At 73.4% G+C, this 18,970-nt stretch carries 17 protein-coding genes; 6 read left to right on the forward strand and 11 right to left on the reverse strand.

What is annotated here, in order from left to right:
* Positions 1-10 precede the first annotated feature (10 nt).
* Positions 11-670 carry an endonuclease NucS gene (gene nucS, locus ACZ4UX_RS13410; RefSeq protein WP_465706692.1) on the reverse strand — a complete coding sequence of 220 codons (660 nt, stop codon included), beginning with the start codon at positions 668-670 and terminating at the stop codon, positions 11-13.
* Between the two features lie 486 nt (positions 671-1,156).
* On the opposite strand from nucS, the gene ACZ4UX_RS13415 reads away from it, so the two are divergent.
* Entirely contained in the window at positions 1,157-1,549 is a 393-nt protein-coding gene (locus ACZ4UX_RS13415) for an SCO5389 family protein (RefSeq protein WP_329489629.1), read from the forward strand.
* A 117-nt stretch (positions 1,550-1,666) separates the two neighbouring features.
* Here the strand turns inward: ACZ4UX_RS13415 and ACZ4UX_RS13420 are convergent, their stop codons facing one another.
* Positions 1,667-2,974, reverse strand: coding sequence for an LLM class flavin-dependent oxidoreductase (locus tag ACZ4UX_RS13420; RefSeq protein ID WP_465706693.1), 1,308 nt, complete (start codon positions 2,972-2,974; stop codon positions 1,667-1,669).
* 227 nt (positions 2,975-3,201) lie between these two features.
* Here ACZ4UX_RS13420 and ACZ4UX_RS13425 point away from each other — a divergent pair, with 227 nt between their 5' ends.
* A complete protein-coding gene (locus ACZ4UX_RS13425; protein WP_465706694.1) occupies positions 3,202-3,525 on the forward strand; it encodes an ATP/GTP-binding protein in 324 nt (107 codons plus the stop codon).
* A 28-nt stretch (positions 3,526-3,553) separates the two neighbouring features.
* Here ACZ4UX_RS13425 and ACZ4UX_RS13430 read toward each other — a convergent pair whose 3' ends face one another.
* Both ACZ4UX_RS13430 and ACZ4UX_RS13435 read right to left on the reverse strand, forming a co-directional pair.
* The gene (locus tag ACZ4UX_RS13430) at positions 3,554-4,321 is read right to left on the reverse strand and encodes an ABC transporter permease (protein WP_352289397.1); all 768 of its coding nucleotides are present in this window, start codon (positions 4,319-4,321) and stop codon (positions 3,554-3,556) included.
* 1 nt (position 4,322) lies between these two features.
* On the reverse strand, positions 4,323-5,330 hold the full coding sequence (locus tag ACZ4UX_RS13435; protein WP_465706695.1) for an ABC transporter ATP-binding protein: 1,008 nt from the start codon (positions 5,328-5,330) through the stop codon (positions 4,323-4,325).
* Positions 5,331-5,422: 92 nt separating this feature from the next.
* Here ACZ4UX_RS13435 and ACZ4UX_RS13440 point away from each other — a divergent pair, with 92 nt between their 5' ends.
* Both ACZ4UX_RS13440 and ACZ4UX_RS13445 read left to right on the forward strand, forming a co-directional pair.
* Positions 5,423-6,217: an alpha/beta fold hydrolase gene (locus ACZ4UX_RS13440; RefSeq protein WP_352289403.1), complete on the forward strand. Its 795-nt coding sequence runs from the start codon at positions 5,423-5,425 to the stop codon at positions 6,215-6,217.
* Complete coding sequence (locus ACZ4UX_RS13445) at positions 6,214-6,534, forward strand: hypothetical protein (protein ID WP_329489635.1); 321 nt, start codon at positions 6,214-6,216, stop codon at positions 6,532-6,534. The genes ACZ4UX_RS13440 and ACZ4UX_RS13445 overlap by 4 nt, the downstream gene beginning before the upstream one ends.
* Positions 6,535-6,678: 144 nt before the next feature.
* On the opposite strand, the gene ACZ4UX_RS13450 is transcribed toward ACZ4UX_RS13445, so the two are convergent.
* The 3 genes from ACZ4UX_RS13450 to mce form a co-directional block, all read right to left on the reverse strand.
* The gene (locus ACZ4UX_RS13450) at positions 6,679-7,608 is read right to left on the reverse strand and encodes a coiled-coil domain-containing protein (RefSeq protein WP_218201876.1); all 930 of its coding nucleotides are present in this window, start codon (positions 7,606-7,608) and stop codon (positions 6,679-6,681) included.
* Positions 7,609-7,715: 107 nt separating this feature from the next.
* Positions 7,716-12,299 (reverse strand): hypothetical protein, encoded by a 4,584-nt coding sequence (locus ACZ4UX_RS13455; RefSeq protein ID WP_465706696.1) that lies wholly within the window; start codon positions 12,297-12,299, stop codon positions 7,716-7,718.
* A 526-nt stretch (positions 12,300-12,825) separates the two neighbouring features.
* Complete coding sequence (gene mce / locus ACZ4UX_RS13460; protein ID WP_329489637.1) at positions 12,826-13,269, reverse strand: methylmalonyl-CoA epimerase; 444 nt, start codon at positions 13,267-13,269, stop codon at positions 12,826-12,828.
* Positions 13,270-13,514: 245 nt separating this feature from the next.
* Here mce and ACZ4UX_RS13465 point away from each other — a divergent pair, with 245 nt between their 5' ends.
* A complete protein-coding gene (locus ACZ4UX_RS13465) occupies positions 13,515-14,723 on the forward strand; it encodes an acetyl-CoA C-acetyltransferase (RefSeq protein ID WP_465706697.1) in 1,209 nt (402 codons plus the stop codon).
* A 71-nt stretch (positions 14,724-14,794) separates the two neighbouring features.
* Entirely contained in the window at positions 14,795-15,751 is a 957-nt protein-coding gene (gene meaB / locus ACZ4UX_RS13470) for a methylmalonyl Co-A mutase-associated GTPase MeaB (protein ID WP_329489639.1), read from the forward strand.
* Between the two features lie 207 nt (positions 15,752-15,958).
* Here meaB and ACZ4UX_RS13475 read toward each other — a convergent pair whose 3' ends face one another.
* The 4 genes from ACZ4UX_RS13475 to ACZ4UX_RS13490 form a co-directional block, all read right to left on the reverse strand.
* A complete protein-coding gene (locus ACZ4UX_RS13475; RefSeq protein WP_465706698.1) occupies positions 15,959-16,474 on the reverse strand; it encodes a MarR family winged helix-turn-helix transcriptional regulator in 516 nt (171 codons plus the stop codon).
* A 39-nt stretch (positions 16,475-16,513) separates the two neighbouring features.
* Complete coding sequence (locus tag ACZ4UX_RS13480) at positions 16,514-17,323, reverse strand: AIM24 family protein (protein ID WP_465706752.1); 810 nt, start codon at positions 17,321-17,323, stop codon at positions 16,514-16,516.
* A gap of 257 nt (positions 17,324-17,580) precedes the next feature.
* Positions 17,581-18,231: an AIM24 family protein gene (locus ACZ4UX_RS13485; protein ID WP_329489641.1), complete on the reverse strand. Its 651-nt coding sequence runs from the start codon at positions 18,229-18,231 to the stop codon at positions 17,581-17,583.
* Positions 18,231-18,869 (reverse strand): AIM24 family protein, encoded by a 639-nt coding sequence (locus tag ACZ4UX_RS13490; protein WP_329489642.1) that lies wholly within the window; start codon positions 18,867-18,869, stop codon positions 18,231-18,233. The genes ACZ4UX_RS13485 and ACZ4UX_RS13490 overlap by 1 nt, the downstream gene beginning before the upstream one ends.
* Positions 18,870-18,970 lie beyond the last annotated feature (101 nt).

The raw sequence follows: 18,970 nt of genomic DNA on the forward strand, positions 1-18,970 counted from the left end.
GGCGCGGCGGTCAGAACAGCTTGAGCTTGTCGTCGTCGATGCCGCGCAGCCCGTCGTAGTCGAGCACCACGCAGCCGATGCCGCGGTCGGTGGCGAGGACGCGGGCCTGCGGCTTGATCTCCTGCGCGGCGAACACGCCCTTCACCGGGGCGAGCAGCGGGTCGCGGTTGAGCAGCTCCAGGTAGCGGGTGAGCTGCTCGACGCCGTCGATCTCACCGCGGCGCTTGATCTCGACGGCGATGGTCGTGCCGTCGGAGTCGCGGCAGAGGATGTCGACCGGGCCGATCGCGGTCGGGTACTCGCGGCGGATGAGCGACCAGCCGGCGCCGAGCACCTCCATCCGGTCGGCCAGCAGCTCCTGGAGGTGTGCTTCGACACCGTCCTTGATCAGGCCGGGGTCCACCCCGAGTTCGTGGGAGGAGTCGTGGAGCACCTCCTCCAGCGTGATGATGAGCTTCTCGCCGGCCTTGTTGATCACTGTCCAGACCCCGTCGCCCACCTTGAGGGTGCACGGCGGGGACATCCAGTTGAGCGGCTTGTAGGCGCGGTCGTCGGCGTGGATGCTGACGCTGCCGTCGGCCTTGACCAGGATGAGCCTGGTGGCGGAGGGCAGATGGGCGGAGAGCCGACCGGCATAGTCGACTGAGCAGCGGGCAATTACGAGACGCACGGTCGACCACGCTAGCCCACCGGGGCCAGTTGATGCGATTCCGCGACGGCCGGGTGAAGAATCCGCGAACCCCGCGACCATGGAAGTTCGGCGATCCCGCGAATGCCTGTCGGCCCTCTGGCGCCCATTCCCACGGGCAGCTACGGTGTGTGACGGCTTGCTTGCAGCGGAGCTGTCAACGGGGACGGAGACTTCAGATGAACGATCCAGCAGGATCCGGCCAATCTGGTGCAGCAAGGCGTATTTACGGAGCAATCCACAGGAATCCCCGGCCTCGCCCCCGATCGGCTGCCACGCTGTTCTGAGCGGCCGGTGCCCCCGACGCGTCCTCCGACGCGGCCTCGGCGCCGCCGCCTCCGCGCGGTGCCGGAAACAGCCGTCCGACGGCGTTCCGGACATCACGCGCGTTTCGCCCACCCTCACCCTCAGCTTGGACTACGCATCACCACCCGGGCGCCGCGCGGGTGGACCGCGAGAGGAGAATCCATGTCGCTCGACGTCTCACCGGCCCTGCTGGAAAAGGCCGAGCGGGGCGAGGTCGACGAGCGGGAATTCGTCGACTGCGTCCGCGTCTCCCTGCCGTACGCCTGGGAGCTGATCAGTTCGCTGGTCGCCCAGGCGAAGGTCGACGGCACCGACTTCGCCGACAACCACGTTCCGCCGCCCAGCGAGCAGGCCCGCGGCCAGCTCCTCCGGGCCCTCGCCAGCGACGCCATCCGGGGTGCGCTGCAGCGCCACTTCGGCGTCCGGCTCGCCTTCCAGAACTGTCACCGGGTGGCGGTGTTCCTGCCGTCGGACTCCAACGAGGCGCGGTTCGATCGCTTCACGTCCGTCCGGGAGCAGCTGCTCAACCAGTCCGAGGAACTCCGGGACTGCTGATCGCGCGGGCCGACCGCGCCGGTTCGACGGCGCGGGGAACGCCGGTGCCGCCGCCGCGGCGCCGGAACCGCCACCGGGCCGCCCCACTCCGCTCAGGGGAGGGGCGGCCCGGCGACGTCAGCCCAGTTGCGGCAGCACCTCGGAGCCGAGCCGGGCGATGTTCCGCAGGGTGGCCTCACGGTCGCCGCTGCCCTCGGCGAGGAGGGCGAAGCGCCGGAGGCCGGTGCGCTCAGCGGTGGCCAGCAGCCGGTCGGCACACTGCTTCGGCGTTCCCACCGCGTGCAGGTCGCAGAGCAGTTCGGTGTACGCGTGCGGGTCGCGCATCTTGCGCTCCCGGCCGTCCACCGTGCGGTGGGCGCCGAGCCCGTACTCGAACCAGCCGGGCATCGCGCGCAGCAGCGTGGCCCGGGCCGTCGAGGTCCGGTCGTCGACCTGCGCCACCCCGGCCGCGACGTGCTGGCGGCCGATCCGGCGCAGCTGCTCCTCGCCGCGCCCGGCGGCCAGCCAGGCGGTGCGGTAGAGCTCCAGCATCCGCAGCTTGTCGTCGTCCCCGGAGTGCATGCCGAGCAGCATCGGCAGGCCGCGTTCGGCGGCGAGCCGGACCCCGCCGGGTGAGGTGCAGGCCACCACCAGCGGCGGGCCGGCCACCGGGCGCCCCGAGGCGGTGAGTTCGTCGACGGGCGCGTCCGCCTCCACCCGCTGGCGGGGGAAGCGCAGCAGCCCTGACTGGTCGCCGAGCCCGAGCCAGGCGCCGAGGTCGGGCCGGCGGGGCGGTTCGGTGGCACGCGGCACCACGGGCACCTCGGGGAAGCTGAACTGCGGGCCGTCCGCGCCCACCCGGGAGCCGCGCAGCCAGCGCAGCAGCAGGTCCAGCCGCTCCGGGAAGCCCTGCTCGAAGGCCTCCACCCCGCTGCCGAAGACGTCGAGGTCGATCCACGGACCGCCGCGCCCCACCCCGAGCGTGAAGCGCCCGCCGGAGACCAGGTGCAGCATCGCGGCCTGCTCGCCGAGGGCCACCGGGTGCGCGGTGGAGAGCACGCTGACCGCCGTGCCGATCCCGATCCGGCGGGTGCGGCCGAGCAGCATCGCGGCGAGCGTGGCCGCGTTCGGGCAGACGCCGTAGGGGACGAAGTGGTGCTCGGCGAGCCAGACGCTGTCCAGGCCGGCCCGTTCGGCCTCGACGGTGGCCCGGACCGTCCGGTCCAGCGCCTCGCCGTGGGTCTGTCCGGGGAACTGGGCCGAGAGCAGGAAGGCACCGACCTTGACCGGTGCGGTGTCCGCGGGGCGTGCGGCGGAGCGCTGGGGCGCCGGCAGGGGGGTGCCGGTGGCGGTGGCCGGGCCGGCGGTCGTGGGTGCCGGGCCGACGGTGGGCGGCCGGACTCCGACGGGTCGGCGGGTCTCGGCGCGGGCGCTGGTCTTGGTCATCCTTGGGCCTCCTCGGGTGCGCGCAGGGTCTGCGGGCCCCGCCTCTCCCCTTGTGAGTAACCGATGTCATGTGCCAATGGCACGCCGAACCACGAATTTCACAGAAGAACGGGTGGATATCACGGGAAACACCGAAGCGCCGGGCGGCGCCGTGATAGTGGCTTCGAGGGGTACGCGCCGGCCGTAACCTGGAACGGTCACGAGCCCCCGTAGAGAGGTAGCCAGACGTGTCGCCCCGCCGCAACCGGATCAAGAGCGCAGCCGATCACGAGGACTCGTCGCCGGCCGCCCCGCTCGGCGGCGCGCTGCGCCGCACCGAGAGCTACCGGGGGGACGAGTGGGTGGTGCAGACGGTGGCCGGCACCGCCGGCCGGCACTACCGCTGCCCGGGCTGCGACCAGGAGATCCCGCCGGGCGTGGGCCACGTGGTGGCGTGGCCGATGTACGGCGCCGGGGTGGACGACCGCCGGCACTGGCACCGGGCCTGCTGGGGCGCCCGCGACCGCCGGGCCTCGAACATCCAGCGCGGCCGCGGCGCCCCCCGGTACTGAGGGCGCCGCGGCCGCGTCGGCGAGCCGGTCAGGCGTCGCGGTTCTTCAGCACCAGCGCGCCGCCGACCAGCGCGGCCACCGTCCAGGCCAGGCAGATCGCGAAGCCGGCCCACGGCCCGTACGGCTGGTTGTGCTGCTCGTAGACGAGCATCATCCGCGAGCCCGCGTAGTCGGGGAAGTAGTGCGCCAGCGTCTTGACCTTCGGCACCGCCGAGAGGATCGGCGAGAGCAGGAAGAAGAACGGCACCAGCACGCCCAGCGCCAGCGTCTGGTTGTGCAGCATCGCGGTGACGCCGGCCGAGAAGAGGCAGAGCAGCGTCAGGTACATCGCCGCGCCGAACACCGCGCGCAGCACGTGCGGCTCGCCGAGGCTGGTGGAGTGGTCGCCGAGCAGCGCCTGGCCGACGAAGAACGTGATGAACGCGGTGACCAGGGAGACCGCGAAGGCCAGCGCGCCGAGCACCACCATCTTGCCGGTGAGCAGGGTCCCGCGCTGCGGGACGGCCGCCAGGGTGACCCTGATCATCCCGCTGCTGTACTCGTTGCCGACCGCCAGCACGCCGAAGACGATGATGGCCAGTTCGCCGAGGATGATGCCGGAGAAGGCCGTCCCGGTGGCGTCGAACGGGCTGTCCGCGTCGCCCCGAAACTCCTCGAAGTTGTTGTTGGTGAGCAGCGACAGCAGGGCGCCGATACCGAGGGTGACCACGAAGGCCAGCGCGAGCGTCCAGACCGTCGACCGGACACTGCGGATCTTCGTCCACTCGGAGCGCAGCACCGCGGGGAAGGACGCCATCTCAGTTCTCCTTCTGCTGTACGGCCGCCGGCTTCTGCTGCGCCGCCGCGCCCTGCCAGTTCGCGCCCCAGGTGCCGGGCGCCCCGGCCGCGTCGCGGCCCTCGCCGCTCCCGGCGTGGTACTCCACCGAGTCGGCGGTCATCTGCATGAAGGCCTCCTCCAGCGAGGCCTGCTGGGGGCTCAGCTCGTGCAGCACCACCCCGTGGGCGGCGGCCAGGTCGCCGAGCGCGGCGAGCTCGCCGTCGACCACCTCGTAGGAGCCGTCCGGGCCCGGTTCGCCGCGCAGCCCGGCACCGGCCAGGACGTCCAGCAGCCGCTCGGGCTGGGGGCTGCGCAGGCGGACGGCGGTGCGGGAGTTGCGCCGGATGAACTCGGCCATCGGCAGGTCGGCGAGGAGCCGGCCCCGGCCGATGACGACCAGGTGGTCGGCGGTGACGGCCATCTCGCTCATCAGGTGGGAGGAGACGAAGACGGTCCGGCCCTCGGCGGCGAGGCGCTTCATCAGGTTGCGGATCCAGAGGATGCCCTCCGGGTCCAGCCCGTTGACCGGCTCGTCGAACATCACGATCTCCGGGTCCCCGAGCAGGGCGGAGGCGATGCCGAGCCGCTGGCCCATGCCGAGCGAGAAGCCGCGGGCGCGCTTGCGGGCGACCGGGGTGAGGCCGACCAGGGCGAGCACCTCGTCCACCCGCCCGGTGGGGATGCGGTTGCTCTGGGCGAGCCAGAGCAGGTGGTCGCGGGCGGTCCGGCCGGGGTGGACGGCCTTGGCCTCCAGCAGTGCCCCGATGTACTTCAGCGGCTCGCTGAGCTGCCCGTATCTCTTGCCGTCGATGGTGACGCGGCCGCCGGAGGGCCGGTCGAGGTCCAGGATCATCCGCATGGTGGTGGACTTGCCGGCGCCGTTGGGGCCGAGGAACCCGGTGACCACACCCTGCGGCACCTGGAAGCTGAGCCGGTCCACCGCGAGCGTCTTGCCGTAACGCTTGGTCAGTTCGTGCAACTCGATCATTCGCGCTCCCTCACTCTCCGTCAGGCTATGACAAACCGGACAGGGCGGCCCGCTGAGTGGGCCCGCCGGGCGCACCGAACTACGGTGGGCGCATGACCCAGCTCCCCTCCGCATTGTCGGTCCGCGAGAGTGGTACCGGAATGCCCCTCGTGCTCCTGCACGCCTTCCCGCTCGATGCCTCGATGTGGTCCGCCCAACTGGACGGGCTGCCCGGGACGACCGGCCACGAGGCCCGGGTGCTCGCGCCCGACCAGCGCGGCTTCGGCAGTACCGAGCTGGGCACGGACGAGCCCTCGCTGGACGCGGTGGCCGACGACGTCGCCCTGCTGCTGGACGCGGCCGGTATCGACCGGGCGGTGATCGGCGGTCTCTCGATGGGCGGGTACGTGGCGCTCGCCTTCGCCCGCCGCCACCCGCGGCGGATGGCCGGTCTGCTGCTGGCCAACACCAAGGCGACCGCCGACACGGACGCCGCCCGGGCCAACCGCGAGCGGATCGCGGCCGCCGTCCTGGCCCGGGACAGCGTCCAGCTGCTGCTCGACGAGCGGATGGCGGCGGGCCAGCTCGGGCCGGACTCCGGGCACCTGGTCGACCGGGTCCAGGGCATGATCGCCGCCGCGTCGCCGGCGGCGGTGGCCTGGGCGCAGCGGGCGATGGCGGCCCGGCCGCAGACCCTGGACGTGCTCGCCGGGGTACGGGTGCCGACCGCCGTCGTGGCGGGGGAGCTGGACGGCCTGATGCCGCTCGAAGAGGCCGAGCTGATGGTGCGGGCGCGGCCCGACGCCGAGTTGACCGTCATCCCCGGCGTGGGGCACCTGAGCGCGCTGGAGGCGCCGGAGGCGTTCGACGCGGCGGTGCGCGGGCTGCTGGCGCGGGTGACGCGATGAAGGAGGAGCGGGCGGAGACCGGCGGCTGGGACTTCTCGGCGCTGGAGGTGACCGGCCGGGTACCGGTCACCAACCGCGGGGAGGGGCTGCTCGAACTGACCCTGGAGCCGCTCGGCGAGGACTACTGGATGCGTCCGGGGGAGACCTTCATCGTCACCTCGTACGGCGACTACGGCTCCGGACACCCCTTCGAGGTGCAGTACTGGCGGGACTCGGTCTCGGTCTGGTGCACCTCGTGGTTCGGCACCGTCTCGGACGACGACGGCAATCAGCTGAGCTGTGGCCACCAGCGGCCCGACGGGGCCTATCCGCGGTGAACCGGCGGAGTGGGGAGTCGGGCCGGCCGACTTCCCGCTCCGGGCCGCCAGGGGCCGCCAGGGAGCCGCCCCGGGGCCGTCGCCGGGGGACAGAAGCAGGACGGGCCCCCACCCGCAAGGGTGGGGGCCCGTCCTGCCGCGGCGTCAGCGCGACTGCTGGGCGGGCACGCCCATGGTGTCGTCGTTCGGCAGCGAGGCGGCGGCCACGGCCGCGCCGGTCAGCGTCGCCAGCATCTCGCGGACGTTGGTCAGCTGGGCGTTGATGCTGTCGCGGCGGTTGGTGAGCGCCGCCAGCTCGCGCTCGGACTCGCTGCGGATCCGGTCGGCCTTGGCGTTGGCGTCGGCCACGATGTCCTCGGACTGGCGCTGGGCCGTCTCCACCGTCTGGCGGGCGCGGCGCTCGGCGTCGGTGCGCAGCTTCTCGGCCTCCAGGCGCAGCTGCTCGGCCCGGTGCTCGATCTCGGCCAGGCGCTTCTCGGCCTTGGCCTGACGGGCGGCCAGGTCGCGCTCGGACTGCTCGCGGCGCTTGGCCAGGTTGGTCTCGAACTCCAGCGCGGCCTGGGCGGCCTTGGTGCGGGTCTCCTCGAAGAGGGCGTCCGCCTCCTCGCGCTTGTTCTGGGCGTCCTTGTTGGCCTCGGCGCGCAGCTGGGCGCTGTCGCTCTTGGCCTTGTCGACGATCCGCAGACCCTCGTCCTCGGCCTTGGCCTTGCGGTCCTTGGCGTAGTTCTCGGCCTCGGTGCGGACCTGCTGGGCGGCGGCCTCGGCGAGCTCGCGGTGCTGCTCGGCGGCGCGGTGCGCCTCGTCGCGCAGGTCCTTGGCCTCCTCCTCGGCGAGTCGCAGGATCTTCTCGACCCGGGCGCCGAGACCGGCGTAGGAGGGCTCCGCCTCGGTGACCGCCGCCTGCGCGGTCTGGGTCTCCAGGTGGAGCTCCTCGATGCGCTTCTCCAGCGCGCTGATCCGGGTCAGGGCACTGTCACGGTCGGCCACCAGCTTGGTGATCCGCTCGTCGACCTGGGCGCGCTCGTACCCACGGCGCACCAGGTCGAAGCCGTGAGGGGAGTGACTGTCGCTCATGGGGTTCTGGGCTTCCTGTCGTCAAACCGCTGAGGTGGTTGAGGGAATCCTGACACGGTACCGGAGTGTCGTCGGCGAAATGCCGTTGTCTTGCGGAGAATGTCCGCTCAATCGGGTGGTGCGCTGCCGGAACGATTGCCACCCGACCGGGGGGAGCCGACTCCGGCACCCGCCTTGGCCCCCCCGTCTTTCTTGCTGGTACTTCCCCCGTTTGCCTGCACGACCGGTGACGGTGCTTCGAACGCCTCCAGCGCGGACAGCACGTCCTGCACCCTGGAGATCTCGGTGTTGATGTCCTTGCGGCGGCGCACCAGCTCGTCCAGCTCGCGCCGGCCCTCGTCGGTGACCCGCTTCGCCTCGGTCCGTGCCTCGGCGAGCACCCGCTCGGCCTCCGCCTTCGCCAGCCCGATCTGCTCGTCGGCGGCCTCGTCGGCGGTCCGCAGGCGCTTCTCCGCCTCGGCCGCCGCCGTCTCGATCCGCTCCTCGGACTCCTCCTGGGCGGACTTCAGCTTGGCCTCGGCCTTGATGATCAGGGCCTCGGCGCGGTCGGTCGAGTCGGCCAGCTTGGTCTCGGCCTCCTTCAGCAGGCCCTCGGCCTTGCGGACGGCCGAGATCCGGACCTTGCTGGCCTCGGCGGACGCCTGCGAGTTCAGCTCGTTGGCGTGCTCCTCGGCGGCCGCGATCAGCGCCGCCGCCCGCTCCTCGGCCTCGGCGACGGCGGCCACCGCCTGCTCCTCGGCCTCGGTCAGCTGCTCCTGGGCGGCCGTCACCAGCGCGTCCACCCGCTCGCCGGCCGACTTCATCGCCTGCGCGTTCTCCTTGCGGGCGCGCTCGTGCAGGGCCTCCACCTCGGCGTCGGTGCGCTCGCGCAGCTCCTCGGCGCGCTCGCGGATCGCGGTGGCGTCCCGGCGGGCCTCGGAGAGCAGGGCGTCGGCGTCGGCCCGGGCCTTCTCGACCGCGGCCTGCCCGGCCGCCTCGCCGGCCGCGACCAGCCGGTCGGCCTCCTTGCGGGCGGCCGCGACCATCGCGTCCGCCTGCTCCTCGGCGGCGGCGGTGGTGGCCAGCGCGGTGGTCTGGGCGTCCTCGCCGAGCGCCTCGGCGTCGGCGAAGGCCCGCTCCAGGACGGACTTGGCCTGCTCGCGGGTGGCCTTGTCGAAATGCTCGGCGGCCTCGCGGATCTCCGCGTCGAAGGCGTCGGCGCGGGCGTGGGTGTCCGCGTCGTAGTCGTCCGCGAGGGACCGGGTGGCCAGCGCGTACTCCTCGGCCTCGGCCCGCAGCGCGGCGGCGAACTCCTCGGCCTCGGCGATCGTGGCGGCGGCCCGCTCCTCGCCGGCGGCCACCGTCCGGGCGGCCCGGTCCTCGGCGGCGGCGCGCTGCTGCTCGGCGTTCTCCCGGGCGGCGTGCAGTTCGGCCTCGGCCTCGGCGCGCAGCTGCTCGTCGTAGGCCTGCGCCTCGGCGCGGCGGCGGGCCAGCTCGGCCTCGGCGGCCTGGCGCTCGCCGGCCAGCTCCAGCTCGGTCTGCTCGCGCAGCGCGGTCGTCTCGGCGGCGGTCCGGGCCCGCAGGTCCGCGGTCTCCCGGTCGGCCAGGGCCCGCTGTTCGGCGGTCTCCCGGTCGGCGGTCTCGTGCTGCTCGGCGACCGCGCGGGCGGTGCGCTCGCGCAGTTCGGCGGTCTCCCGGTCGGCCAGCGCGCGCTGCTCGGTGGTCTCCCGCTCGGCGGTGTCGCGCAGCTCGGCGGCGGCCTGCTCGGCCTCCCGGCGGACCTCGGCGGCCTCGCGCTCGGCGGTGGCCCGCAGCTCGGCGATCTGCAGGGACGCGGCCTCGTGCATCCCGGCCACCGACTGGCGGACCTCGGCGGCCTCGTCCTCGGCGTTGGCGACCAGCTCGGCGGCCTCGGCCCTGGCCGCGGCCGTCAGCTGCTCGCCGTCGAGGCCGGCCTGCTCCAGCACCGCCCGCGCCTCGGCGCGGATCGACTCGGCGGTGGCACGCGCCTCGGACAGCTCCCGGCCGGCCTCGGCCCGGACGGTCTCGGCCTGCTCGGAGGCCAGGGCCAGGTCGGCCTCGGCCCGCTCGCGCAGCGCCGAAGCGGCGGCCTCGGCCTCGGCCGTCCGCTGCTCGGCGGCGGCCCGGGCGGCCTCCAGCGCCTCCTCGGCCTCCGCCCGCAGACGGGCCGTCTCGGCGGCGGTGTACTCGGTGAGTTCGGTGGCGGTCCGTTCGGCTTCGGTGCGGAGCCGGTCGGCGTGGGCCTCGGCGGCTTCGCGGAGCGCGGTGGTCTCGGCGGCGGTGCGCTCGGTGAGTTCGGTGGCGCTCTGTTCGGCTTCGGTGCGGAGTCGGTCGGCGTGGGCCTCGGCGGCTTCGCGGAGCGCGGTGGTCTCGGCGGCGGTTCGCTCGGTGAGTTCGGCGGCGGCCGTCTCGGCCTGCTCGCGGGCGGTTCGGGCGGCGGCCAGCTGCTCGGCGGTCTCCTCGCGCTCGCGGAGCAGACCGGCGGCGGCCTCCTCGCGCTCGCGCCGGCTCTCCTCGCGCAGCGCCTCGGCGGCGGCGTCGGCCTCGGCCCGGGTCCGGGCCAGCTCGGCGTCGGCCTCGGCGCGCAGCCGCTCGGCGTCGGCGACCGCGGCGTCCAGCACGGCGGTGGCCTCGGCCTGCGCGTCGGCCCGGACGGCCTGCGCGTCGGCGTTCGCCCCGGCCCGCACCCGCTGGTCGAACTCGGTTGCCTCGCGGCGCAGTTCGGCGGTCTCACGCTCGGCGGCGGAGCGGTTCTCGGCGGCCGCGGCCTTGGCCGCGGCGAGCGCGTCCTGGCCCTGCTGCTCGGCACCGGCGACGATCTTCTCGGCCTCGGCGCGGGCCCGGTCGAGGGTCTGCTCGGCGCGGCCCTGGGTCTCGGCGGCCTGCTGCTTGGTCTGCTCGCGCAGCCGCTCGATCTCGGCGGCCGCGCCGGCGCGCAGCTCGTCCGCGTCCGTCTTGGCCCTGGTCAGCAGCTCCTCGGCGTTCTTCGCCGACTCCTCGATCTGCACGACGGCCTGCCGGCGGGCCTCGCCGCGGACCCGGTCGGCCTCGGCGGCGGCCTGGGCGCGCAGCTCCTCGGCCTCGGCCCGCAGCCGGGCGGCCTCGTCCTGCATCTGCCGGACCCGCTCGCGGATGCCGGCCGCGTCGTCCAGGGCGGCGTTCTGGGCCTGCTCGACGGCGGCCTGCGCCTGCTCGCGCAGCCGCTCCGCCTCGGCGGCGGCCTCGGCGCGGATCCGCTCGGCCTCCGTGGTGGCCTCGGCCCTGGCGGTCTCGGCGTCCTGGTTGGCCCGGCCCAGCATCTCCTCGGCCGTCTTGGCGGCCTTGGCGAGGTGGACGGTGGCGTCCTTGGCGCCGGCCGCCCGGCCGGCCTCCTCGGCCTCGCTGCGCAGCTGCTCGGCGGCGGCCTCGGCCTGGGCCCGCAGCTCGGCGACGTCGCGCTCGGCCTGCGAGCGCAGCTCCGCGATGGCGGCCTCGGCCTCGGACCGCAGCTGGCCGGCGACCGACTCGGCGGTGGCGCGCAGCCGTTCGCTCTCCTCGGCGGCGGCCGCCTTGGCGGCCTCCGCCTCGGCCTGCTTGGTGGCGGCCTCGGCCCGGATGGCCTCGGCCTGCTTGGTCGCCTGGGCGACCATCCTGGCGACCTCGGCGCGGGCGGTCTGCGAGCGCTGCTCGCTGGCGGCCTCGCCGTCGGCGACCTTGCGGACGGCGGCGGCCTCGGCATCGGCCTGGAGCTGCTCGGCGGCGGCCTCGGCCTGGGCGCGGAGCTCGGCGGACTCCCGACGGGTGCGCTCGGCCTCGGCGATCGCCTCGGCGCGCAGCCGCTCGATCTCGGCCTGGGCGTGGGCGAGCGCCTCCTCGGCACGGGCCTGCTCGGCGCTGGCGTGCTCCTTGAGCCGGCCGATCTCGGCCTGTGCGGCGGCGAGCTGCTGTTCGGCGGCGGCGTGCGCGGCGGCCAGCTGCTGCTGGGCCTCGCCGCGGGCGGCGTTCACGTCGGCGGCGGCCTGGGCGCCGGCCTGCTGGGCCTGCTCGGAGGCGGCGCGCAGCAGGCGCTCGGCGTCGGTCTGGGCGCGGTGGAGGGCGGCCTCGGCGGCGGCCTGGGCCTCACCGCGGGCGGCGTCGACGTCGGCGGCGGTCTGGGCGCGGGCGTGGTCGGACAGCGCGGCGGCCTCGGCGCGGGCCGCGGCCATCATCCGCTCGGCCTCGGCGCGGGCCTCCTGGAGCAGGCGCTGGGCCTCCTGCTCGGTGCCGGCCCGGGTCTGCTCGGCCCAGTTGACGTTCTCGTTGACGTGCTGTTCGGCGCTGCGCCGCAGCTCGGCGAGCTCGTCCTCCAGCTGGCGGCGGCGGGCGGCCAGCTCGGCCTCCAGCCGGGCGGTGCGCTCGGCGGCCTCGGCCATCAGGCGCTGGGTGGCCTGCTGGGAGTCGCGCAGCTGCCGCTCGGCGTCGGCACGCAGCTGCTGGGCCTGCATCTCGGCGGTGCGGAGCAGCTGCTCGGCCTGGCCGGAGACGGCGTCGAAAGCACGCGGCTGGGCGAGCATGCGACGGGACTCGTGCAGCTTGGCCCGGAGCACCTCCACCTGGTAGGCGAGGTCCTCGGCATGCTCGACGGTCTTGTCCCGCTCCTTGCGAGTCCGATCCATCTCGGCCTCGAACTGGGAGAGGTGATCGTCAACCTCGTAGCGGTCGTAGCCCCGCACTCCGCGGTCCCATCCATCTCCTGGTCGCGTCCTCGACCCGGCCGCACCCCGGCTCCCGTGTCCGGGGCCCCGGTCCGACTGGTCCTTGCATCCGCAGCCGGTGGACGGCCCCTGTTCTGGTCGGGGGCGTCCGCCACGGTTGTCGAAGTCCTGGGCGTCGGAGCGCGGTCGTGCCGCGTTCCCCCGTCCGGGTGGACTCCTGGGCGAACTCTTGCCTTGTGGAGAATGGTGACAGATCCGAACTGCGACTGTTCAGCCGTGCCCGCGTAATGGACTCCCCTGCGACGGGCCGGTCCACCGCTGGGCGGACAGGCCTGTCATCGGCCGTGCCCGTCGCCTCCGTCCCCCGGAGTCTTCGCGCACCTGGGCATTGTAGTGGGAGCGTCCCACGGGGGAATGGCCGCGTAGGGGTTTTCCGGGCATCGGGCGACATTACTGACGGGTCATGAGGGCCGCGGGCCCCTCGGCGGGCCTCGGGCGGACCCCCGGCGGGTGCCGTCGGACTCCGACGGCACCCGGGTGCGGGTCAGTGCTCGTCGTGCTCGCCGGGCTCGGCGGCGGTGACCAGCTCGGTCAGCACACCGCCGCAGTCCTTGGGGTGCAGGAAGGTGATCCGGGAGCCCATCGAGCCGATCCGGGGCTGCTCGTAGAGGACCCGGATGCCCTTGGCGCGGATGGACTCGGAGTCGCCGTCCACGTCGGCGGTGCCGAACGCGATGTGGTGGACGCCCTCGCCGTTCTTCTCCATCCACTTGCCGACGGCGGAGTCGGGCCGGGTGGGCTCCAGCAGCTGGAGGTAGGAGGCGCCGCCGTCACCGGTGTCGTTGATCTTGAGCATGGCCTCGCGCACCCCCTGCTCCTCGTTGACCTCGCTGTGGAACACCTCGAAGCCGTAGGTGGCGCGGTAGAACTCGACCGTCTTGTCGAGGTCTCGGCAGGCGATGCCGATGTGGTCGATGCGGGTGAGCACGGTGGCCTCCGGGTCTGGGCGGGCTACGGGACGGCAACAGTGCAGCGCATGCGGCCGGGGTGCGCCAGCGATCCGGGTGCGAGCCTGCTCACACGGGCAGGGTTCACCCGGACCGGGTTGACACGGTGTTGACTGGATCGTGCCAGTGCGCTCGATCACACCGTCGGTCCGGTGACGGGCGGGTAGCAGGTCAGTACATTGAGCGGAATCCTCACCTGGCCACGACGTGCGAAGGGGCTCGTCCCATGACCAACACCACCTCTGTGATCGTTGCCGGTGCGCGGACCCCGATGGGTCGCCTGCTCGGTTCGCTCAAGGGCTTCTCCGGCGCCGACCTCGGGGCCGTCGCGATCAAGGCCGCCCTGGAGCGGGCCGGCGTCGCGGGGGACCAGGTCCAGTACGTGATCATGGGCCAGGTGCTGCAGGCCGGCGCCGGCCAGATCCCGGCCCGCCAGGCCGCCGTCAAGGCGGGCATCCCGATGAACGTCCCGGCGCTCACCATCAACAAGGTCTGCCTCTCCGGCCTGGACGCCATCGCGCTGGCCGACCAGCTGATCCGGGCCGGCGAGTTCGACATCGTGGTGGCCGGCGGCCAGGAGTCCATGACCAACGCCCCGCACCTGCTGCCGAAGTCCCGCGAGGGCTACAAGTACGGCGCGATCGAGCTGCTGGACGCGATGGCGCACGACGGCCTCACGGACGCCTACGAGAACATCCCGATGGGCGAGTCCACCGAGAAGCACAACACCCGCCTGGGCATCCCGCGCGACGTCCAGGACGAGATCGCCGCCGCGTCCCACCAGCGGGCCGCCAAGGCCCAGCAGAACGGCGTCTTCGAGGCCGAGATCGCCCCGGTGGAGATCCCGCAGCGCAGGGGCGAGCCGCTGGTCTTCAGCCAGGACGAGGGCATCCGGGCGGACACCACCGTCGAGGGCCTGGCCAAGCTGCGCCCGGCCTTCACCAAGGACGGCACGATCACCGCCGGCACCTCCTCGCAGATCTCCGACGGCGCCGCCGCGGTGGTCGTGATGAGCAAGGCCAAGGCCGAGGAGCTGGGCCTGAGCTGGATCGCCGAGATCGGCGCGCACGGCAACGTCGCGGGCCCGGACAACTCGCTGCAGTCGCAGCCGTCCAACGCGATCAAGCACGCGCTGGCCAAGGAGGGCCTGGAGGTCGGCGACCTCGACCTGATCGAGATCAACGAGGCGTTCGCGGCCGTCGCCCACCAGTCGACCAAGGACCTGGGCGTCTCCGCCGACATCGTCAACGTCAACGGCGGCGCGATCGCGCTCGGCCACCCGATCGGCATGTCCGGTGCCCGCGTGGTGCTGCACCTGGCGCTGGAGCTCCAGCGGCGCGGCGGCGGCATCGGCGCGGCCGCGCTCTGCGGCGGCGGCGGCCAGGGCGACGCGCTGATCGTCCGCGTCCCGAAGGAGCAGGCCGCGAAGGCCTGATCATCCGACTTACCTCAGGGGCTGCGGACCGCCACCAGCGGTCCGCGGCCCTTCGGCGCTAGGAGCTCCTGATGATCGATGTCGCGACCCTGGTCGAGCAGGCCCGCGCGGGCCGGCCGCGTGCGGTGGCCCGGCTGATCTCGCTGGTCGAGAACGCCGCCCCGCAGCTGCGCGAGGCGATGGCGGCGCTGGCCCCCTACACCGGCCGGGCCTACACCGTCGGGCTGACCGGCTCGCCCGGCGTGGGCAAGTCCACCTCGACCTCCGCCCTGGTCACCGCCTACCGGCGGCTCGGCAAGCGGGTCGGGGTGCTGGCGGTGGACCCGTCCTCGCCGTTCTCCGGCGGCGCGCTGCTCGGCGACCGGGTCCGGATGCAGGACCACGCCACCGACCCCGAGGTGTTCATCCGCTCGATGGCCACCCGCGGCCACCTCGGCGGCCTCTCCTGGTCGGCCCCGCAGGCGCTGCGGGTGCTGGACGGGGCCGGCTGCGACGTGATCCTGGTGGAGACCGTCGGCGTCGGCCAGTCCGAGGTGGAGATCGCCGCCCAGGCGGACACCACCGTGGTGCTGCTCGCCCCCGGGATGGGCGACGGGATCCAGGCCGCCAAGGCCGGGATCCTGGAGATCGGCGACGTCTTCGTGGTGAACAAGGCGGACCGGGACGGCGCCGACGCGACCGCCCGGGAGCTGAACCACATGCTCGGCCTCGGCGAGACCCGCGAGGCGGGGGACTGGCGGCCCCCGATCGTGAAGACCGTGGCGGCCCGCGGTGAGGGCGTCGACGAGGTGGTCGAGGCGCTGGAGAAGCACCGCGCCTGGCTGGAGGAGCACGGCGAGCTGGCCGTGCGCCGCCGCCGCCGGGCCGGCGACGAGATCGAGGCGATCGCGCTGGCCGCGCTGCGCTCCCGGATCGGCGACCTGCACGGCGACCGCCACCTGGCCACCCTGGCCGAGCGGGTGGTGGCCGGCGAGCTGGACCCCTACGGCGCCGCCGACGAACTGGTCGCCGGACTCACCCAGGGCTGAACACGACGAGGGGCCCGGTCACCCGCCGCACCGACGGCCGACCGGGCCCCGGCACAACCGAACCCGCCCTGCCACCCACCCGACCCGCCCCGAGCCGAAGGGGTGCGCCGGTGCCGAAAGGGAGGAGCGAGGACGACCGAGGTACGAGGGCGTTGGAGCGACGAGTGTCGGCGCCGGGTCGAGCGCCCCGGAGGCGAGCGGGCGAAGTTACGCCCGGCCGCGGAGGTCCCGCAGGTGTTCGGCGATGGGGGCCAGGGCCTGGTACATCGCGTCCAGCTGCTCGGGGCTGAAGCGGTCGATGAAGTGCGTCCGGACGCTGCGCACGTGGTCCGGGGCGACCTTCTGCATGGTTTCCCAGCCCTGCTCGGTGAGGTGGGCGTAGAGGCCGCGCCGGTCGCCCGGACACTCCTGCCGCAGGACCAGCCCGGCCGTCTCCATCCGCGTGATCTGGTGCGAGAGCCGGCTCTTGGACTGCAGGGTCGCGGTGGCCAGGTCGGTCATCCGCATCCGCCGCTCGGGTGCCTCGGAGAGCACGACCAGGATCTCGTAGTCGTTGATCGCGAGGTTGTGCGGCTGGAGTTCGCGGCTGAGCTGGTAGTCCAGCAGCTTGGAGACCTCCAGGTGGGCGCGCCACAGCCGCTGCTCCCGGGCGCTGAGCCACGGAGTCCCCTCCTCCGGCTGCGAGGGGGGGACGTCGGCGGCGTCGATCGTGCGCGTATCCATGGTGCGAGCATACCGCATTTAGTTCAATCTTGTACGACTTTACAGGCCGAAACGCCGCCCGAGGTCGCCCAGGTTACCGAGCCCGGGCACGTTGAGGTTGCCCCCGCCGTGGCCCGCGGCCGCGGGCTGCGACGGCACCCCGCCCATCGGCACGCCCGCCTCGGCGTGCACCTGGCCGACGTTGCGGTCGGCCATCAGCACCTCGGTCGACTGCAGCAGCACCTGGCCGGCGCCGATGAACTCGAACTGGTGCTCCTCGCCGGACGCCCCGCCCAGGCCGGTCAGGCGGCGGATCCCGCCGAGCACCCCGTGCATGTAGTCGTGGTCGTAGTGGTGGCACGGCGCCGGGCAGTCCGCCCAGCCGACCAGCGCCTGCGGGTCCACCCGGATCGGCGGCTCGACGAAGTGCACCGGCCCGTTGGACGCGGCCACGAACTTGCCGCTGCCGATCAGCGTGAGGAACCCGGGGATGATCGACTGCTTGAGCCGCAGCGTGGGCTCGTACGCCAGGAGGTTGCCCGAGCGGACGGTCAGGTTCCCCTCCTCCAGGTCGTAGGAGTTGAGGTCGAAGGCGCGGTCGGCCAGCAGCAGCTTGCCCCGGCCCTCGGCGACCACCCAGTCCGCCGCGTGCATCGGCGAGTTGAAGTGCTGGCCGAGCATCCGGTCGATCGCCCCGGCGCCGACGCCCTTGAAGGAGATGTCGCCGTAGTAGGCGATCATCTTGCCCTTCTGCAGGAAGTACGACCCGTTCAGGTCGACCGAGAAGGCGTACGGGTTGACGTTGTCGTTCGCCGGCAGGCTGTGCACGTCGTGCACCACCGGGCCGGAGCCGTCCGGTGCCTTCGGCAGCGGGGCCTGGGCGCCGCCGTACTGCTCCTGGGCGTACTGCTGCGGCTGCTGCTGCGGGTAACCCTGCTGCTGCGGAGGTGGCGGGTAGCCCTGCTGCGGGTAGCCCTGCCCGGGCGGCGGGCCGTAGCCGGGCGGCGGCGGGGCGGCCGGGTAGCCGGGCTGGGTGGGCTGGTTGTACGGCGACGGCTGGCCGTACGGCTGCGGCTGGCCGTACGGGTCGTGCGGCTGCCCGTAGGGGGGCTGCGGCGGGTAGGACATCAGAGCTTCTCCTCGCTCGCCTGCACGAACACCGTGCCGTTCCCGGACAGCTCCAGCTGGAAGGCCTCGCCGGAGCCGCGTCCGATCATGTCGCGCCACCCCAGCGCGGTGGACAGCTTGTTCTGGACCTGGCCGCGGTGCGCGACGTAGGCCTGGGGGTCGACGTGGACCGGCTGGTGCGGGGTGATCGGCAGTTCGAAGACGCCGCCGTGCGCCATCACCGCCACCGCGCCGTGGCCGTCCAGCTTGGTGGTGAACAGGCCCTGCCCGGTCACCTGGCCGCGGACCATGCCCATCACGCCGCCCTGCGACCCCATGAACATCGTGGACTGCTGCAGCGAGCCCTCGAAGGCCAGCAGCCGGTCCGCCTCGACGTACAGGGTGTCGCCGGCCAGGTCGATCACGTGCACGTGGTGGCCGCCGTGGCCGAACATCACGGTGCCCTGGCCCTCGACGGTCATCAGCGGGGTGTCCTCGTTGGCCACCCGGCGGCCGATCATCGACATGACGCCGCCCTGGCCGCCGGTGAGGTTCGGCGTGAACCGGACCTCGCCGGTGTACGCGAGCATCGCGCCGCGCTGGCTGAACATCCGCTGCCCGGGGACGACCCGGGCCTCGATCATCTTGTTGTTGATCCTGGTGAACGGCATCAGACGTCGCCCCCGATGGTGATCTTCTCGGACGGCTGAACGTAGACCAGGCCCTCGCCGGAGAACTCCACCTGGACCGCCTCGCCGCCGCCCTCGCCGATGAAGGTCGACCAGCCGGCGCCCGACTTGAGGCTGCGGCTGAGGTTGCCGGTGTGCGCGACGTACGCCCCCGGGTCCACCCGCAGCGGCATGCCCTGGGAGACCCGCAGGATGATCGCCGGCCCCTTGGAGGTGAGCGCGGCCCAGCCGTGGCCCTCCACCTTGGTGGTGAACAGGCCGTTCCCGGAGGAGATGCCGTTGAGCCCGGTGAAGCTGGTGCCGGTCTTCAGCGTGCCCTCGGTGCAGAGGAGGTTGTCCGACTCGACGTAGAGCGTCTCGCCGTTCAGCCGGACCAGGTTGATTTCGGTGGCTCGGTCGGCGAAGTAGCAGGTGCCCTGCCCCTTCACCTCCATGACCGTCATCTGCTCACCGGTCAGCCGTCGGGTCACGACGCCGCGCAGCCCGTCACCGCCGCCGCTGAGCTTCTTGAAGTTCATCTGGCCGGTGTACGCGACCATCGAGCCGTTTCTGGCTTTCACGCCATCGCCCGTCATGTCGACGGCGAGCGTCTTGGACCCTTGGAGTCGAAACTGTGCCACCGCCGCAATGTAGCGGGATCCGGCAGCTCGGGGGGAGGGGGCGGGGTCGTTCTGGTACCTGTCTGCGACAAAACCGGCCCGTCGGACACCGGCTGTACCGG

This window comes from Kitasatospora sp. NPDC028961 (genome assembly GCF_055564815.1).

Bases quoted from the DNA above. Each gene is read 5' to 3' on its own strand.
- ACZ4UX_RS13415 (WP_329489629.1), top strand. From the start codon at position 1,157: ATGTCGCTCGACGTCTCACCGGCCCTGCTGGAAAAGGCCGAGCGGGGC.
- ACZ4UX_RS13420 (WP_465706693.1), bottom strand. From the start codon at position 2,974: ATGACCAAGACCAGCGCCCGCGCCGAGACCCGCCGACCCGTCGGAGTC.
- ACZ4UX_RS13430 (WP_352289397.1), bottom strand. From the start codon at position 4,321: ATGGCGTCCTTCCCCGCGGTGCTGCGCTCCGAGTGGACGAAGATCCGC.
- ACZ4UX_RS13435 (WP_465706695.1), bottom strand. From the start codon at position 5,330: ATGATCGAGTTGCACGAACTGACCAAGCGTTACGGCAAGACGCTCGCG.
- ACZ4UX_RS13440 (WP_352289403.1), top strand. From the start codon at position 5,423: ATGACCCAGCTCCCCTCCGCATTGTCGGTCCGCGAGAGTGGTACCGGA.
- ACZ4UX_RS13445 (WP_329489635.1), top strand. From the start codon at position 6,214: ATGAAGGAGGAGCGGGCGGAGACCGGCGGCTGGGACTTCTCGGCGCTG.
- ACZ4UX_RS13450 (WP_218201876.1), bottom strand. From the start codon at position 7,608: ATGAGCGACAGTCACTCCCCTCACGGCTTCGACCTGGTGCGCCGTGGG.
- ACZ4UX_RS13465 (WP_465706697.1), top strand. From the start codon at position 13,515: ATGACCAACACCACCTCTGTGATCGTTGCCGGTGCGCGGACCCCGATG.
- meaB (WP_329489639.1), top strand. From the start codon at position 14,795: ATGATCGATGTCGCGACCCTGGTCGAGCAGGCCCGCGCGGGCCGGCCG.
- ACZ4UX_RS13475 (WP_465706698.1), bottom strand. From the start codon at position 16,474: ATGGATACGCGCACGATCGACGCCGCCGACGTCCCCCCCTCGCAGCCG.
- ACZ4UX_RS13485 (WP_329489641.1), bottom strand. From the start codon at position 18,231: ATGCCGTTCACCAGGATCAACAACAAGATGATCGAGGCCCGGGTCGTC.